Here is a 16167-nt window from a genome sequence, read left to right on the forward strand (position 1 = left end):
ACCACCACAACAACTGCCAAGCGATCCGTTGGGCCCCCACGAGCTGGCGTGGGGCGTAGCAGTGCCGTCTGGCCGTCCGGCCCTACTCGTTCTACCAGCGGTAGAATCCCTGTCCGCTCTTGCGGCCGAGCTGGCCGGCGGCGACTTTGTCTCGCAAGACGGCGGGCGGCTCGAAGCGCTGACCGACCTCGCGCGCCAAGTGCTCGGCGATCGCCAGACGCACGTCCAGGCCCACGATGTCGGTCGTGCGGAGGGGACCGGTCGGGTGCTTGTAGCCAAGCGTCATCGCCGTGTCGATGTCCTCGGCAGATGCGACGCCCTCCTCGAGCATGCGCATGGCCTCGAGCGCGATGGCGACGCCGAGCCGGCTGCTGGCGAAGCCGGGCGAGTCCGTCACCGTGATCGCCGTCTTGCCCAGGCCGGCGACCCACCCCGCGGCGCGTTCGCCGAGGTCGGGGGCGGTGCGCGGGCCGACCACGACCTCGACGAGGGTGCTGGCCGGCACGGGGTTGAAGAAGTGCAGACCGACGAGCCGCTCGGGCGTGCCGAGCGCCGACGCGAGCTCGTCAACCGAGAGCGACGAGGTGTTGGTCGCCAGGTCGGCGTCCGGCGCGGCCTGGTCGACGATGCCCAGCACTGTGCGCTTGAGCGCGACGTCCTCGGGCACGGCCTCGACCACGAGCCCGGCTTCGCCGAGCTCGGCCGCCTCAGTGGTGACGTGCAGGCGCGCGAGCACGGCCTCGGCGTCCAAGAAGTCGGTGGCCCGCTCGGCGGCCTTCGCGATGCTGCTGGCCACCCGGTCGCGGGCCGCGACGACCGAGTCGGGGGTGGCCTCGACGACCCGCACCTGGCTACCGGCCAGCAGGAACGCGTGCGCAATACCGGCACCCATGCGGCCGCCACCGTAGACGCCGACGACGTCGGGGACGTTGGTCGTGCTGCTCATCTGTACCTCCGTGGTTGGGTGCTCAGCGCGGTCGGGCCGCGACGAGCAGGGTCTTGGTGCCGTCCTGCAGGACGGTGGCGTCGTGGTCGAGCACCCGGACGCCAAACTCCACGACACCTCGGGACGGGTCGGACTCCGACCGCCGCTGAGCGGTGACCTCGTACTCGACGTGGATGGTGGCGCCCAGGTGCAGCGGCGCGCGGAAGCGCCAGTCGGCCATGCCCAAGAAGGCGACGACCGATTCGTTCAGTTCGCCGGTGCGCGCCCACATGAGTCCGTGGGCGAAGGTAAGCCCGAGCAACCCGTGCGCGATCCGGGTGCCGTACGGCGTCCGGCGCGCGAACTCCTCGCTCGTGTGCAGACCGTAGTGGTCGCCGGTGAGACCGGCGAAGGCCCCGACGTCCGCCCCGGTGACCGTTCGCGAGGGGCTCGTCCAGGAGCGTCCGACGACCAGGTCGTCGAACCACAGGGTCATGACGGGTCCCCGCCCAGCCCGGTGGTGAGGACCACCTTGCCCTTGACCTTCCCGTCCTTCACGTACTGCAGTGCCTCGCCGACCTGCTCGAGCGCGTAGGTGCGGTCGACCGCTGCGTCCAGCCGGCCCTCGACGTGCAGCTGGAACAGCTCGGTCATCGCCTGGCGCATGAGGGACGGAGTGCGGTCGCGGTAGTCGCTGCTCTGCAGACCGCTCACGGAGATGTTCTTCACCAGCAGGTGGCCGGGCTTGATCGGGTTCTGGCCGCCGGAGGCGAAGCCGACCACGACCACGCGACCCTCCCAGGCCGTGGCGCGGATGATCTGGGTCAGGTAGTCGCCGCCGAGCATCTCGAGCACGACGTCCACGCCCCGGCCGTCGGTGGCGGCGAGCAGCTCGTCGCGCAGCGTCTCCGGCCCACAGGTCAGCACGACGTCGGCCCCCTGCGACCGGGCCAGCGCCGCCTTGGTCTCGTCCTGCGCGAGCGCGACGACCCGCGCGCCCCACGCCTTCGCCAGCTGGACGCCGGCCGAGCCGACGCCGCCGCCGGCCCCGGTGACCAGCACGGTCTCGCCCGGCTCCACGCTCCCGCGACGGCGCAGCCCGAAGTGGGCAGTGGAATAAACCAGGCCGAAGGCGGCCGCGTCGACGAAGCTCATCACGTCCGGCAGCTCGGTGACCACGTCGGCGGGCACGAGCAGCTGCTCGGCATAACCGCCGTGCTCCATTAGCGCAAGCACGCGCTGGCCCACGCGCAACCGCTCGACCCCCTCGCCCACCGCGAGCACGCGGCCGGCGGCTTCCTTGCCCGGGCTGAACGGGCGCGGCGGCAGGTTCTGGTAGGTGCCCTCGACGACGAGGATGTCGGGGAAGTTGATGCTCACGGCCGCGACCTCGACCACGACCTCACCGGGGCCGGGAACCAGGTCCGGCACCTCCTCGACCACCAGGCTGTTGGGGGGACCGAACTGCTTGACGAGTGCAGCGCGCACGGGGATCTCCTTGCGAAAGTGGGGTCAGGCCCACGGGGAGCCCGAGCCAAGGGACTCGAGGGCGGGGTAGGGGACGACGCCGGCCGGACCGCGCAGCGACGGGGCGAGGGGGCTGGGCAGCGTCGCGAAGGACGCGTCCGACCCAGGCGCCCGGACGTGGTCGGGGCCGTCGGTCAGCACGAGTCCGGCCGCGACCGCTTCGTCCCATGTGGCGACGACGACCGTGCACACGTCCTCGCCGTCGAGCAGCGCACGCCACTCGTCGGCGGTACGGGCGGCGAACAGGTCGGTCAGGGCGGCGACGACCGCCGGCTCCTGGCCGGCGTCGGCGTGCAGCGCCGGGTCCAGGCCGACGAGGTCAACCAGCCGGTCCCAGAACTTCTGCTCCAGCGCCGCGCACGCGACGTGGCGTCCGTCGGCCGTCGGGTACAGGTGGTAGCGCGGGCTCCCGCCCGTGAGCTGCTCGGCCCCCGGGCGCGGCCACCCGTCGCCGGCCTGGTGGGCCGCGAAGTAGCCGTAGGACAGCACCTGCAGGTTGTGCGTCATCGAGACCTGCACGTGCGTGCCCTCCCCGGTCAGGTCGCGCCGGCGCAGCGCCAGCAGGATGTTCACCAGTGCCGGGTAGGTGCCGCCGGCGATGTCGGCCAGCACGGTCACCGGCAGCGCCGGCGACCCGGTCGCGTCGGTGACGGTGCCGAGCAGGCCGGACTCGGCCAGGTAGTTGAGGTCGTGGCCGGCGCGCGGGGCGTGCGGTCCGACCGGGCCGTACCCGCTGATCGAGCAGTACACGACCGCGGGGTTGATCGCGGCGACCGCCGCGTGGCCCAGGCCGAGGCGGTCGGCGACCCCCGGTCGGAACTGCTCCATCACGATGTCGGCCTCGGCCGCCAGCGCGAGCACGCGGTCGCGCTGCGCCGGGTCCTTGAGGTCAGCCGCGAACGCACGCTTGCCCCGGTTGAGCACGGCGTAGTTGGCGCTCGCCTCACCGAAGCGGGGCTCGTACGTGCGCATCTCGTCGCCCGTGCCCGGACGCTCGATCTTGACCACGTCGGCGCCGGCGTCGGCGAGCATGAGTGTCGCGAGCGGTCCGGGCAGCAGGGTGGACAGGTCAAGCACCTTGACGCCGGCCAGCGGCAGCGCGCTCACGAGAGGATCTCGCGCAGCTTGAACTTCTGGATCTTGCCGCTCGGCGTCATCGGCAGCTCGGGCATCGTGATGATGCGCTCGGGCAGGTAGTGCTTCGACATCCCCTTGCCCACGAGGTACTCGCCGAGCGAGGCGACGGTCGGCTCCGGCCGGCCGTCCTTGACCACCAGCACGGCGCAGATCCGCTCGCCCAGGCGCTCGTCCGGCGTGCCCACGACGGCGGCGTTCACGACGTCGGGGTGGTCGAAGATGAGCGACTCCACGTCCGTGACCGGAATGTTCTCGCCGCCGCGGATGATGATGTCCTTGCTGCGGCCGCGCAGCGACAACCAGCCGTGCTCGTCCAGGCTGGCCCGGTCGCCGCTGCGGAACCACAGGCCGGGCAGGAACGCCTCGTCGGTCGCGTCGGGACGGTCGTAGTAGCCGTAGACCAGGCCCGGCCCGCGCATGACGAGCTCGCCGACCTCGCCGGTCGGGACGTCCTCGCCGTCCAGGCCGATCACCCGCACCTGGGAGCCGGCGAAGATCGAGCCGTCCGTGCGCTGGATGGCGTCGGGCTCGGTCGGCGTGCAGGAGCTCATGATGCTGCACTCGGTCAGTCCCCAGGCGGGCGCGACGTAGGCGCCTAGCGCCTCGCCGGCCTGGGCCGGGAGGTTGCGCGGCACCGGCGAGCCGGCGATGACCAGGCAGGTCAGCGGGCAGTCGGGGTCGCCCGCCAGGTCCGTGCGCATCATGTCCTGCAGGAAGGTCGGCGCCCCGAAGAAGGTCGTGATGCCCTCCTCGCGGATCACATCCGCACCCCAGGCCGGGTCCCAGCGATCGACGTGCACGGCGGTGCCGGCCAGCAGCACGGTGAACAGGATGCCCCAGGCGAAGCCGGTGTGGTGCCCGGCCGGGGACGCGACGAGCTGGACCATCGGATCGCCGTAGACGGCCGGTCCGACGTGCTCGGCCTGCTGGCGGATCGAGTACAGCAGCGTGTCGTGGCTGTGCATCGCGCCCTTCGGCTCGCCGGTGGTGCCGGAGGTGAAGCCGAGGTAGCAGAGCCGGCCTGGGTCCGGCTCGGGGAGCTCGCGCGCCGACACGTCCGCGTGGCTGGACCACAGCGACTCGCCTTCGCGCAGGTCCGACGCGTCGTCGTCGAGCAGGACGACGTGCCGCAGCGTGGGGATCTGCTCGCGCAGCCGGCGCGAGAGCTCCAGGTGCTCGGTGCTGCGCCAGCGACGCGGGATCACCAGGACCTTCGCCTTGCTGCGGCGCAGGATGGCGGCGGCCTGCAGTTCGCCGTAGGCGACCGGGATCCCGGCGTAGATCGCCCCGAGCTCGTTGATGCCGAACACGAGCTCGGGGTACTCCACCCAGTTGGGCAGCATCACGACGACGGCGTCGCCGGTGCCGACGCCGAGCGAGGACAGCACGGCGGCCGCGTGGTGGGCGTTCGCGTCGAATTCGGCGTACGTGCGGGTCACCCGGGTGCCGTCGCTGCGGCGGCCGACCAACGCGGCGCGGTCCGGGTGCGTAGTGGCCGCCTCGGTGAGCAGCGAGCGGAGCGTGCGCCCTTCCCACCAGCCCTCGTCACGCCACCGCTGCGCGGTCGCCTCGTCGACGGGGGTGTGCTGGCCGTCCAGCAGCTCGGACAGCGGGGCCTGGGTCGGGGCGGGGGTCATGACTCGTCCTTCCGGAGCGTGGGATCAGTCGGCAGGCCGGCGTGCGCGCGGGCGACCGGCACCGCGGCAGGGTGGACGCCGGTGGCGGCGCGCAGCGACACGGCGTCACGCAGCATCCGCTCGGCGGGGTACTCGACCAGGTAGCCGTAGCCGCCGTGTGATTGCAGCGCCGCGGCGGCGACGTCGACGGCCGCCTCGCAGGCCTCGCGGGCGGCAGCGTGGGCGTCGACCGGCGCCCGCTCGCCGGACAGCGCCGAGGCCACGCCGGTGGCGGCCCGGCCGGCCTGGGTGAGCAGCGACTGTCGGACGGTCGGCAGCGCGGTCAGTGTGTCGCCGAACTGCCGCCGGTCCGAGGCGTAGGCGAGCGCCGCGTCGGCGGCGGCACCGGCGAGACCGGCGGCGACGGCCGCAACCCCGAGCCAGAGCCGGGCCCGAACGGCGCCCAGGTCCAGCCCGGACAGCTCTGCCACGTCGCCGGGCCCCGCCGCCACCCGCATCGAACGGGTCAGTGCACCGGCCAGGCCCGTCGTGCGGACGGGCTCGACGGTCATCCCGTCGGGAGCGACCAGCAGCGCGTCCGCGTCGCCGTCGAGCACCAGCAGCCACGGCGACTCCGCGGCGGCGTCGACCCGGTCGACCTCGCCCTGGAGGCCGTCGGTCCGGCGCAGCCGGACGTGCGGTGCATCCGCCTCGACCACGGCCACCGAGGCCGCGCCGGCGTGCAACTGCTCGCCCAGCTCGGCGTGCTCAGGCACGCCGCCCAGCACGGTCGCGGCGGCGTGGGCCTGCACGGACGCCCAGCCCAGGGCGGGCCAGTGCCGCCCGAGTCGCTCCAGCGCCACGCCCGTGGTGCGGCTGTCGGCGCCGCCACCGCCGAGCCCCTCGGCCACCCCGACCGTCCACACTCCCATCGCGGCGAGCTCGCCGACCAGCGCGGCCACCGCGGACGGGTCGTCGCCGACGGCCGGTCGCGACGCACCGAGGTCGTCCAGGACGCCGGCCAGCGCGTCCTGCTCGCGCTCGAGCGTCGGTCCGTGCCGGCTCATGACCAGAAGCTCTCGGCGTCGGGGCTGCGCCGCTCGCCGAACGCCGTGCTCATCTCGTGGGCCTCGCGCGTCTGCAGGTACAGCGTCAGCTGCTGGTCGTGCGCCATCCGGGCCTGCCCGGAGACGCCGTTGTGCCGGGCCGAGAACGCGCCCTTCATGCCCGCGAGCGCCATCGGGCTGCGCTCGGTCATCTCGCGCGCGACCTCGGCGGCCCGGGCACGGAGCTCGGCCGCCGGCACGACCTCGTTCACCAGGCCCATGTCGAGCGCCTGCTCAGCGGAGTACTTGCGGTTCAGGTACCACATCTCCTTGGCCCGCTTGCGGCCGATCGTGTCCTCCAGGTACCACGATCCGTAGCCGGCGTCGAAGCTGCCGACCATCGGGCCAACCTGGCGGAAGACCGCGGTCTCGGCGGCGATGGTCAGGTCGCAGACGGTGTGCAGCACGTTGCCGCCGCCCACCGCGAAGCCGTTCACGGCCGCGACGACGGGCTTGGGGATGGTGTCGATCGCCTGGTAGACGTCGATGATCGGCAGCACCTGCGACTGGTCCAGCGACGTGAGCGGGTCGTGCTCACCGCCGATGCAGAAGAACTTGTCGCCGGCGCCGGTCAGCACCGCGGCGCGCAGCGCCGGGTCGAGCCGGAACCGCTGCAGCGCGTCGAACAGCTCCAGGCAGGTCTGCTGGCGGAACTTGTTGCCCGCGTCCGGCCGGTCGATCGTGATGGTCAGGACCGCGCCCTCGGCGTCGACCCGGATGTCCTCGTAGCTCATGCTCACTGCCCTTCGTGGTGGTTGTCCGGCGTGACGCGGAAGCCGTGCCCGCTCTTGTCGCCGAGCCGGCCCGCGGCGACCATGCGGCGCAGCAGCGGGGGCGCGGCGTAGCGGGCGTCTCCGGTGGCGGCGTGGATGGCCTCGGTGGCGTGCAGGTGCACGTCCAGGCCGATGACGTCGAGCATCCGCATCGGACCGGTCCGGTAGCCCAGGCCGAGCTCGAGCGCGACGTCCAGGTCCTCGGCGGTGGCCAAGCCCGCATCAAGTTCGCCGATGACGTCGTTGAGGTACGGCAGCAGCAGCGCGTTGACCAGGAATCCCGGGCGGTCATCGACCACGACCGGGTCCTTGTCCGCGAACGTCCCGACGAGGGCCACGAGCCGCTCGACCAGCGTCTCGCCGGTCTGCAACGCGCGGACGACCTCGACCGTCCGCATGAGCGGCGCTGGGTTGAAGAAGTGCAGCCCGGCCACCCGCTCGGGGTGCGGCAGCCGCGCGGCCAGGTCGGTGACCGACAGCGCGGACGTGTTGGTCAGCAGCGGCACGTCGAGGCCGACCACGGCCGCGACCCGCTCCAGCAGCGCGACCTTGATCTCCAGCTGCTCGCTGACCGACTCCACGACCGCCTCGGCGCTCGACAGGTCGGCCACGTCGGTCGTGCCGGTGATGCGCCCCAGCACGGCGTCGCGCTCGTCCGGGGCGAGCTTGCCGCGCTCCACGCTGCCGTCCAGGAACGCGGCGACCGCGGCCAGACCGTCGTCCAGCCGCTGCTCGTCGGCCTCGAGCGCGACCACCGAGCGGCCGGAGCGCGCGACGACCTGCGCGATGCCGGCGCCCATCGTGCCCAGACCGAGCACGGCGATGGTGTTGAAGTCCGTCATGGCTGCCTCCTCAGGACCCGAACAGGCGGGTGTCGTCGTAGTCGTAGAACCCGCGGCCGGTCTTGCGGCCCAGGTCGCCGGCGGCGACCATCCGTTCGACCATCGGAGGCGGGAAGAAGCGCGGGTCGCGGAGCTGCTCGTACAACCGGGTCGCGACCTGCTGGTGGATGTCCATGCCGACGATGTCGAGCAGGCGGAACGGGCCCATCGGGTGGCCGATCGAGCCCAGCACTGCCGCGTCGATGCCCTCCTTCGTCGCCACGCCCGCCTCGAGCGCCGCGATGCAGGAGTTCTCCCACGGGATGAGGAAGCGGTTGACGATGAACCCGGGACGGTCCTGGGTGATCACGCTCGTCTTGCCCAGGCCGCTCAGGAAGTCCACCGTCGCGTGGTGCGCCCAGCTGCCGGTGTGGCGGCCGTCAGCGACCTCCACCAGCTTCATCAGCGGGGCCGGGTTGCAGTAGTGGGTGCCGACGACACGCTCTGGCAGCCGGGAGCCCGACGCGATGCCGGTGACCGACAGCGTCGACGTGTTCGTGTGGAGCAGCGTGGTGTCCGAGACGATCTCGTCCAGCTGGGCGAACAGGTCCTTCTTCAGCCCGAGGTCCTCGAACACCGCCTCGACGACGACGTCGCTGGGGGCGAGGTCGCGCAGGTCGGTGCTGCCGACCACGCGCCCCTTGGCCGCCTCGCCGGCGTCGGCGTCCAGCTTGCCGAGCTTGACGCTGCGGTCGAAGAAGCCGTGCACGGTGTCGATCCCGCGCTGCAGGTTCTGCTCGACGACGTCGTACAGGATCGTGGTGTGTCCCGCGCGCGCCATGACGGTGGCGATGCCCGAACCCATCGTGCCTCCGCCGAGCACGGCGACGGTCTTGCTCTGGTTGCTCATGGGTGCTCCTGCCCTGGTCAACGGATGCTCTGGCCGCCGTCGATGACGACGACCTCTCCGGTCATGAAGTCCGAGGCGCTGCCGGAGAGCAGCAGCAGCCACGGCTTGAGCTCGGCCGGCTCGCCCATGCGGCGAGCCGGGATCGCGCGCACCACCTTGGCCAGCGTGTCGGCGTCCGCCCGCATGTCGGCGTTCAGCGGCGTCGCGAAGTAGCCCGGAGCGATCGCGTTGACCTGGACGCCGTGCCGGGCCCACTCGACGGCCATCGAACGGGTGAAGGCGATGACGCCGGCCTTGGACGCCGAGTACGCTGCGTGGTCCGCGACACCCTGCAGGGCGAAGTTCGAGGCGATGTTGACGACCTTGCCCGAGCCCTGCGCGACCAGGTGACGCCCGACGGCGCGGGTGGCCAGGTAGGTGCCGCGCAGGTTGGTCGCGATGACCCGGTCCCACTCCTCGGCGGGCTGGTCGATCAGCGGGGTGGAGGCAACGATGCCGGAGTTGTTGACCAGCACGTCGACCCGGCCGAAGCGCTCGACCGTCGCGGCGACCATCTGCTCGACGGACGCCTCGTCGGTCACGTCGGTGGGGCAGGCGAGCACCTCGCCGCCGGCGGCTCGCGCCTCGTCGACGAAGGCGTCCAGCTCCGAGCGGGTCCGCGCCGCGACGCTCACGCGGGCGCCGGCCTCGACCAGGGCCTCGGCCATCGACCGGCCCAGGCCTCGGCCGGCCCCGGTCACGATCGCGACCTTGCCTTCCATCGGTCCGCCGTTCATGCCAGCTCCTCCATCGCTCGGGTGGTCTCGCGGCCGATGAGCAGCCGCTGGATCTCGTTGGTGCCGTCGTAGATCTGGGTCACCTTGGCGTCGCGCAGGCAGCGCTCCACGCCGAGCACGGTGAGGTCGCCGTGCGGGCCCAGCATCCGCACGGCCTCGACGGAGGCCTGGAAGCCCAGGTCCGTGCAGGACTGCTTCATGATCCCGATCAGCCCGGTGGCGACGTGCGGGTCGGCGTCGACCTGGCGCGCGACGGCGTGCAGCAGCAGGCGCCCCTGCAGGATCCGGCCGCGCAGGTCGGCGAGCGCGAACGTGTGCTCGTCGGGCAGGCGCCGGCCGTGCAGGCGGGTCAGGGCGGCGAGAGTGCGGGCGTACGCGGCACGGGCCAGGCCGACGCCCTGCGCCGCGGCGCTGATGCGCGACTTGACCACCGAGCTCATCACGACGCGCCAGCCTTGGCCCTCCTCGCCGAGGACGTGGTCGCGCGGGACCTGGACGTCGTCGAAGAACAGCTCGGCCGTGCTCGAGCCGTGCATGCCCATCTTGACGAAGGGCTGGCCGTGCCCGACGCCGTCCCACGTGCCATCGACGACGAACGCGGTGATGCCGGCGCGACCGAGTGACTTGTCGGTCGTGGCGAAGCAGATGATGACACCGGCCTTGTCGCCGGTGGTGATGAAGGTCTTGGCGCCGTTGAGCCGGTAGCCGTCCGGACCAGGCACCGCGGTCGTCTTGAGGCTGGACACGTCGCTGCCGGCGTCGGGCTCGGTGATGCCCAGCGAGCCGTAGACCGAGCCGTCGAGCAGCCCGGGGACGTAGCGCTCGGCCAGCGCGTCGCTGCCGGCGAGCAGGATCGGGTAGGCGGCGTGCATCTGGGTCATGAAGACCAGCGACGTGGCCGCGCAGCCGGCGGTGACCTCCTCCATGGCCAGGGCGTAGGCGACGTTGCTGTCACCGGTGCCGCCGAGGTGCTCGGGGAAGACGAGGCCCATGAGGCCGGCCCGCGCGAGCGCCTGGACGCTGTCGTGCGCGAACTCGTGCCGCTCGTCGAGCGCCGCGGCGCGGGGGGCGACCTCGTGCGCCACGACGTCACGCGTCCGGGCGCGCACCTCACGCTCGCGCTCGGTCAGCAGCGCGTCGGACGCCGGCTCGTCGAGCAGCCCGTGCAGGGCGAGGTACGCCTTCGGGTCGCGGTCGAGATCCAGCGGCTCGGCGCTCATGCCTGCTCCTTCGTGGCCGGCTCGGCGAACCGGGCGGGACGTCGTTCCAGGAACGCGGTGATGCCCTCGTCGGACTCGGCCGAGGCGACCGCGAGCGCGGCCAGACCGGTCTCCAGGTGCAGGCCGGCGTCCAGCGCCGCGTCGCGACCTGACTCCAGCGCGGTGAGGACCGAGCGGACGGCGTCGGGCCCTTGACGGGCGATCGCCGCGGCGATCTTGGCCACGGTCGTGGCGAGCTCGCCCGGCGCCACGGGCGGCACCGGCGTCAGGCCGAGCGCGTACGCCCGGTCCGCCTCCAGGCGGCTGCCGGTGAGCATGAGATGCGCGGCGACCCGGGGGCCCACCGCCCGAGGCAGCCGTTGGGTGCCGCCGTACCCCGGGATCAGGCCCAAACTCGTCTCGGGCAGGCCCAGCGACGCGCGGGTCGACAGCACGGGGAAGGTGGCGCTCAGCGCCAGCTCGAAGCCTCCGCCGAGCGCCAGGCCCTGGACGGCGGCGACGACCGGCACGGGTGCGCGCTCGATGTCGCGCAGCGCCTGCTGGCCGGCCCGCATGGTCGCGTGGGCCTCGTCCGGCCCCATGCCCGAGAGCTCCTTGAGGTCGGCCCCCGCGCTGAACGCCTTCTCGCCCGCCGCGTCGATCACGACGACCCGGACGGCCGGGTCGTCCGCCGCGGCGAGGACGGCGGCGCGCAGGCCGGCCAGGACGTCGGCGTCCAGCGCGTTGTACGCCTGGGGTCGGTTGATCGTGAGGGTCGTGACCGCGCCTGCGGTGCGGACCAGCAGCGACGCGTCCGCGCTCACGAGGCCACCTCGTCGAGGGTGCCGACGGCGCCGGACTCGGCGAGGCGTCGCACCTCGTCGGCGTCGTAGCCGAGCTCGAGCAGCACCGCCTCGGTGTCGGCGCCGAGGGCGGGGAACCGCTCGTTGCGCGGCTGGGGCACCGAACCGAGCCGGAACGGACTGCGTACGCTGACCAGCGCATCGCCGGAGCCGGGCACCGGCAGGAGGCTGCCGCGGGCGACCACCTGCGGGTCCTTGACCACCTCCGACATCGACTGCACCAACGACACCGGGACGCCGGCCTCACCGAGCAACCGGCACCACTCGACCGCCGGACGTTCGCGCAGCCGGTCGGCGATCGCCGCAGTGACCTCGGGTCGGTGGGTACGGCGCCCGGCGTTGTCGGCCAGGGCCGGGTTGGTCGCGAGCGCGCGCAGGCCCACGACCTCGCAGAACCGGACCCACATCGCGTCGTTGCCGATGGCCACGACGAGCGAGCGGTCGGCCGCCTCGAACGGCTGGTAGACGGCGAGCACCGAGTCGGTGCCGCCGCTGGGGGCCGGCTCGGGCTCGCCCGCGTGGTACGCGGCCAGCCGCGGAGCCAGCAGGGCCAGGTCGGCGTCGAGCAGCGAGACGTCGATGACCTCGCCCTCGCCCGTGCGGGCCTGGCGCACCAGTGCCGCACTCACCGCGATCGCCGCGCACATGCCGGCGGCGACGTCCGACAGCGCGGTCGAGACCCGCTGCGGGCTGTGGCCCTTCTCGCCGGTGACCGACATGAGGCCCGACCGAGCCTGCGCGACGAGGTCGTAGCCGGGCAGCCCGCTGTCGGGTCCGTCCAGACCGAAGCCGGACAGAGCGCAGTAGACCAGGCGCGGGTTGCGCGCCCGCAGCGACTCGGGGTCGATGCCCGAGCGGACCAGCTTGCTGGGGTTCATGTTCTGCAGGAACACGTCGGCCTCGTCCAGCAGCCGCAGCAGGGCGTCGCGGCCCTGCTCGGCGCGCAGGTTGAGGGCCACGGAGCGCTTGTTGCGGTTGGCCGAGGCAAACCACGCCGAGGCGCCGTCGACGAACGGCGGACCCCAGCCACGGGTGTCGTCGCCGGACCCGGGGCGCTCGACCTTGATGACGCTGGCGCCCAGGTCGGCCAGGTACATCGCGGCCGTGGGTCCCGCGTACGAGGTGGTCAGGTCGACCACCCGGACGCCCGCGAGCGGGCCCGAGATCGTCGGAGAGGTCATCGTCGTCACGCCTTCATAATGTCGGACATTAGACAGAGTGGTCAAGTGCTGGGGGAAAGGGACCGCGGGCCGCTCGGGCGCCAGCGCCGAGCGACCCGCGGGGTCTGTCAGACGCCCGAGGGCGCGGCGGTACGGCGCTCACGGTCATCGTCGCCCAAGGACCAGGCGATGTCGTCGCGGCGGGTCTCGCGAGCGAGTGCCACGGCAATGAACGTCAGCACGGCACCAACGATGATGTAGATCGAGAGCGGCCACGAGGCGTCGAAGCGGTCAAGCAGGGCCGCCGCGACGAACGGCACGGGGGCGCTGAACAAGAGGCCGCCGAGCGTGTAAGCGATGCCCGAGCCGCTGTAGCGCAGCTCGGTCGGGAAGAGCTCGGGCAGGAAGCTGGCCAGCGGGCCGTACGTCAACGTGTGGCAGACCGGCAGCGCGATAAGCAGCGCGAGGATGATCGCCGCCGTGCTGCCAGTGTCCACGAGCCAGAAGAACGGGAAAGCCATCAGCGCGGTGAGCACGCAGCCCAGGAGCATGATCGGGCGGCGGCCGATGCGGTCGCAGAAGGTCGCCGCGATCGGGATCGTCACGACCTGGACCGCCGAGGCCAGGCAGACCGCGCCGAGCATCGTGTTGCGGCTGATGCCGTCGTCCTCGCCGTAGCTGAGCACGAAGACGGTGGCCATGTAGAAAGGGATGTTCGCAGCCCCGTTGGCCATCGCGCCCATGAGCACGCGCCAGCCCGCCCGGCGGAAGACGGTGCCGGCGGGGAACCGGTGCTCCTGCTTGTTCTCCTTCACCTCGCGGAACGCCGGCGAGTCCTCGATCTTGAGCCGGATATACAGGCCCAGCGCGACCAGCAGCGAGCTCACCAGGAACGGCACACGCCAGCCCCACGACTCCAGCGCATCGTCTGAGAGCTGCTGGACCAGGAAGAACATGCCGGTGGCGAGCACCAGGCCGGCCGGGACACCGATCTGCGGCCAGCTGCCGTAGAAGGCCCGCTTCTCCGGCGGCGCGTGCTCGACGGCCATGAGCACGGCTCCGCTCCACTCACCCCCGAGCGCGAGGCCCTGGACCAGGCGGCACAGAACCAAGAGGATCGGGGCCAGGACGCCGACCTGGTCGTACGTCGGCAGCAGGCCCACAGCGACAGTACCGATGCCCATCATCATCAGACTGGTCACGAGCATTCGCTTGCGGCTGACCCGGTCCCCGAAGTGTCCGAAGATCACTGCCCCTAGCGGGCGGGCGGCGAACGCGACTCCGAACGTTGCGAACGAGGCCAGAGTGCCCGCAAGCGGCTCCAAGTCGGGGAAGAAGAGCTTGTTGAAGACCAGCGCCGCCGCTGTGCCGAAGATAAAGAAGTCGAAGAACTCGATCGTGGTGCCGATAAGACTTGCGCCAGCGACACGCTTGATCGAGACCTCCGAGGTCTCGGGGGTAGTTGCCACGGTGTCCTCCAGGACGAAGATCCGTCCGCACTGCTGGCGACACCGGATGGTGTAGTGCGGGTCACACGTGTGACGCCAGACACACTAGAGGACTTTAGACTACCTGCGCAAGGTCCAACATTTAGGTTCAGGCGTCGCGGTGCTCCGTGATGCGTTGCGTCAGGTAGGTGAGGTGCTCGACGATGGCATGCTCTCCGGCGTCGGCGTCCTGTTGCTCGATTGCGCGCAGGATCGCCCGGTGCTGCTTGACCGTCTCGCGGCCCACGTCAGGCGACAGGTCGAGGTAATGGACGGGCTCAGTGGCGTGGTGCAGCGCCGCGACGAACGACGCGAGCACCCGATTGCCAGACGCCTGGGCGATCAGGGTGTGGAACTGACGATCCAAGTCGGGGATGTCGGGGTCGTCCACGGAGGCGGCCTTCTGGCGCTCGACGATGTCGGTCAGACCAGCCACCTCCTCGGCCGTGCGGTTGCCCGCGGCCAGGCGCACGGAGGGCACCTCCAATAACTGTCGAACCTCAGCCACTTCTCTGAACTCGATCGTGCCGAGGGCGAGGAGATTGTCAACCGAATCGATCATGACTGCGCCCAACGAATGATGGTCCACTGCCTGGACGAAACTGCCTCCGCCCGCTCCAGGAACTTTGACGATGAGGTGCTGGGAAGACAACACACGCAGAGCCTCGCGCAGTGTCGTGCGGCTGACACTGAACTGTCGAGCCAGCTCCGCCTCCGGCGGCAGCATCTCTCCGGATTTGAGCTCCCCGGACAGGATGGCGGCGCGGATCGTTTCCTCGACCTGCTGCCGCGGACGCAGGACCTTCTGACCGATTACCTTGCGAACAGCGCCGTCCTGGGCTGTCGTCATGAGCAGACCTCGTTTCCTTCTCAGTGCTTAATGTCCAATATTTGCACCTAATGAGGCACACCACGAGAGGCGTCTTCGGGCGCCTTTGCAAAACCCCAGGTGAACCGGGTAGTGCGTCTCGCCGAGCTCGCTCACGATCAAGCCGAGTGATGGCTGAGCCGTCACCTGTAGCAATGACATGTTGCCCGCCGTCGACAGCTGTCTGAGCAGCAATCGACCAGCCTGGCACTCCGGGCGGGCTCCCGACTGTATGGCTCCCGATGAGCGCAATCGCGGCGAGCACCCGCGGACGATGGCCTTCGGCTACCGTCCAAGACCTGGAGGCCTGCGCGCGCGATCGTGTGAAGCCGCACGGCCCTTATCGGTCGCCTTCTCCCGGCCCCTGCCAGCTCGAGCCGAGAGCGCGGGGTCGTGGCCCTGCTGGTTGTCGGTGATCTTCAGCGCGGTCTTGACCTCCGGGGCGAGGTCGGATGCTTCGATCTGTTCTGCGCGGGCTCGTCGGGCATCGGTGGAGTCGTAGTCCAGGTCAGCTGCGAGGCCGGGGACTGCTTCGCGGTCGACACCGTCGTCCTGGCGCTCGTGCTCGTGCTCGATGTCGACGCCGCCCTCGACGCGGACCTGCTCGCGCAGCTCCTCGAGCGCCTGCTCACCCCGGTCGGGGTCGGCCAGGTCGACGCCCCGCACCTCGAGGATGGTCTTGGTGATCGCCACGGCGTGCGGCCCGAACCGGGCCGGGTCCCGCTGGCTCCACTCCTGCGCCCCGCGCCAGGCGTTCACCACCGACTCGGTCGACTCGTCGCGGACGAAGTCCGCGGTGGCGGCGCGCCGGTAGAACTGCTCAGCGACCGTCGCCTGTGTCTCGTAGCGGCGCTGCGCGTCGTCGGCCTCCTGACTGGTCTGCGCTCCGCGGCGCAGCGCCCGGTCCTGCGAGGCTCGCAGCAGCGACTCCGCCGCCCGGGCGGCGCTGGTGACCGCCATCGTCGATGCGCCCTGCAGGTCGTCCATCGGATCGTCGTC

Annotated in this window: 16 protein-coding genes; all 16 read right to left on the reverse strand. The window is 71.7% G+C overall.

Features of this window, described 5'->3' with window-relative positions; all coding sequences use genetic code 11:
* Window positions 1-91: 91 nt before the first annotated feature.
* The 16 genes from E0W78_RS14710 to E0W78_RS14785 all read right to left on the reverse strand — a co-directional run bounded on the left by E0W78_RS14710 (window position 92) and on the right by E0W78_RS14785 (window position 16155).
* Complete coding sequence (locus E0W78_RS14710) at window positions 92-946, reverse strand: 3-hydroxyacyl-CoA dehydrogenase family protein (protein ID WP_131404685.1); 855 nt, start codon at window positions 944-946, stop codon at window positions 92-94.
* 22 nt (window positions 947-968) lie between these two features.
* A complete protein-coding gene (locus E0W78_RS14715) occupies window positions 969-1421 on the reverse strand; it encodes a MaoC/PaaZ C-terminal domain-containing protein (RefSeq protein ID WP_131404686.1) in 453 nt (150 codons plus the stop codon).
* Window positions 1418-2413: an NADPH:quinone oxidoreductase family protein gene (locus E0W78_RS14720; RefSeq protein WP_131404687.1), complete on the reverse strand. Its 996-nt coding sequence runs from the start codon at window positions 2411-2413 to the stop codon at window positions 1418-1420. Before E0W78_RS14720 ends, E0W78_RS14715 begins: the two co-directional genes overlap by 4 nt.
* Before the next feature lie 24 nt (window positions 2414-2437).
* The gene (locus E0W78_RS14725) at window positions 2438-3559 is read right to left on the reverse strand and encodes a CaiB/BaiF CoA-transferase family protein (RefSeq protein WP_131404688.1); all 1122 of its coding nucleotides are present in this window, start codon (window positions 3557-3559) and stop codon (window positions 2438-2440) included.
* Entirely contained in the window at window positions 3556-5226 is a 1671-nt protein-coding gene (locus E0W78_RS14730; protein WP_131404689.1) for an AMP-binding protein, read from the reverse strand. Before E0W78_RS14730 ends, E0W78_RS14725 begins: the two co-directional genes overlap by 4 nt.
* Window positions 5223-6272: an acyl-CoA dehydrogenase family protein gene (locus tag E0W78_RS14735; RefSeq protein ID WP_131404690.1), complete on the reverse strand. Its 1050-nt coding sequence runs from the start codon at window positions 6270-6272 to the stop codon at window positions 5223-5225. The genes E0W78_RS14730 and E0W78_RS14735 overlap by 4 nt, the downstream gene beginning before the upstream one ends.
* On the reverse strand, window positions 6269-7045 hold the full coding sequence (locus tag E0W78_RS14740; protein ID WP_131404691.1) for an enoyl-CoA hydratase-related protein: 777 nt from the start codon (window positions 7043-7045) through the stop codon (window positions 6269-6271). The genes E0W78_RS14735 and E0W78_RS14740 overlap by 4 nt, the downstream gene beginning before the upstream one ends.
* Before the next feature lie 2 nt (window positions 7046-7047).
* The gene (locus E0W78_RS14745; RefSeq protein ID WP_131404692.1) at window positions 7048-7926 is read right to left on the reverse strand and encodes a 3-hydroxyacyl-CoA dehydrogenase family protein; all 879 of its coding nucleotides are present in this window, start codon (window positions 7924-7926) and stop codon (window positions 7048-7050) included.
* 10 nt (window positions 7927-7936) lie between these two features.
* A complete protein-coding gene (locus E0W78_RS14750; protein ID WP_131404693.1) occupies window positions 7937-8815 on the reverse strand; it encodes a 3-hydroxyacyl-CoA dehydrogenase family protein in 879 nt (292 codons plus the stop codon).
* A gap of 17 nt (window positions 8816-8832) precedes the next feature.
* A complete protein-coding gene (locus E0W78_RS14755; protein ID WP_131404694.1) occupies window positions 8833-9591 on the reverse strand; it encodes a glucose 1-dehydrogenase in 759 nt (252 codons plus the stop codon).
* Window positions 9588-10811 (reverse strand): acyl-CoA dehydrogenase family protein, encoded by a 1224-nt coding sequence (locus E0W78_RS14760; RefSeq protein ID WP_131404695.1) that lies wholly within the window; start codon window positions 10809-10811, stop codon window positions 9588-9590. The genes E0W78_RS14755 and E0W78_RS14760 overlap by 4 nt, the downstream gene beginning before the upstream one ends.
* Entirely contained in the window at window positions 10808-11614 is an 807-nt protein-coding gene (locus tag E0W78_RS14765; protein ID WP_131404696.1) for an enoyl-CoA hydratase-related protein, read from the reverse strand. The genes E0W78_RS14760 and E0W78_RS14765 overlap by 4 nt, the downstream gene beginning before the upstream one ends.
* Window positions 11611-12834 (reverse strand): CoA transferase, encoded by a 1224-nt coding sequence (locus tag E0W78_RS14770; protein WP_131404697.1) that lies wholly within the window; start codon window positions 12832-12834, stop codon window positions 11611-11613. Before E0W78_RS14770 ends, E0W78_RS14765 begins: the two co-directional genes overlap by 4 nt.
* A gap of 107 nt (window positions 12835-12941) precedes the next feature.
* A complete protein-coding gene (locus tag E0W78_RS14775) occupies window positions 12942-14282 on the reverse strand; it encodes an MFS transporter (protein WP_131404698.1) in 1341 nt (446 codons plus the stop codon).
* A 127-nt stretch (window positions 14283-14409) separates the two neighbouring features.
* A complete protein-coding gene (locus E0W78_RS14780; protein ID WP_131404699.1) occupies window positions 14410-15150 on the reverse strand; it encodes a FadR/GntR family transcriptional regulator in 741 nt (246 codons plus the stop codon).
* Between the two features lie 303 nt (window positions 15151-15453).
* On the reverse strand, window positions 15454-16155 hold the full coding sequence (locus tag E0W78_RS14785; RefSeq protein WP_131404700.1) for a hypothetical protein: 702 nt from the start codon (window positions 16153-16155) through the stop codon (window positions 15454-15456).
* Window positions 16156-16167: the final 12 nt, after the last annotated feature.

This window comes from Aeromicrobium sp. IC_218 (assembly GCF_004336805.1).
Classification (GTDB): Bacteria; Actinomycetota; Actinomycetes; order Propionibacteriales; family Nocardioidaceae; genus Aeromicrobium.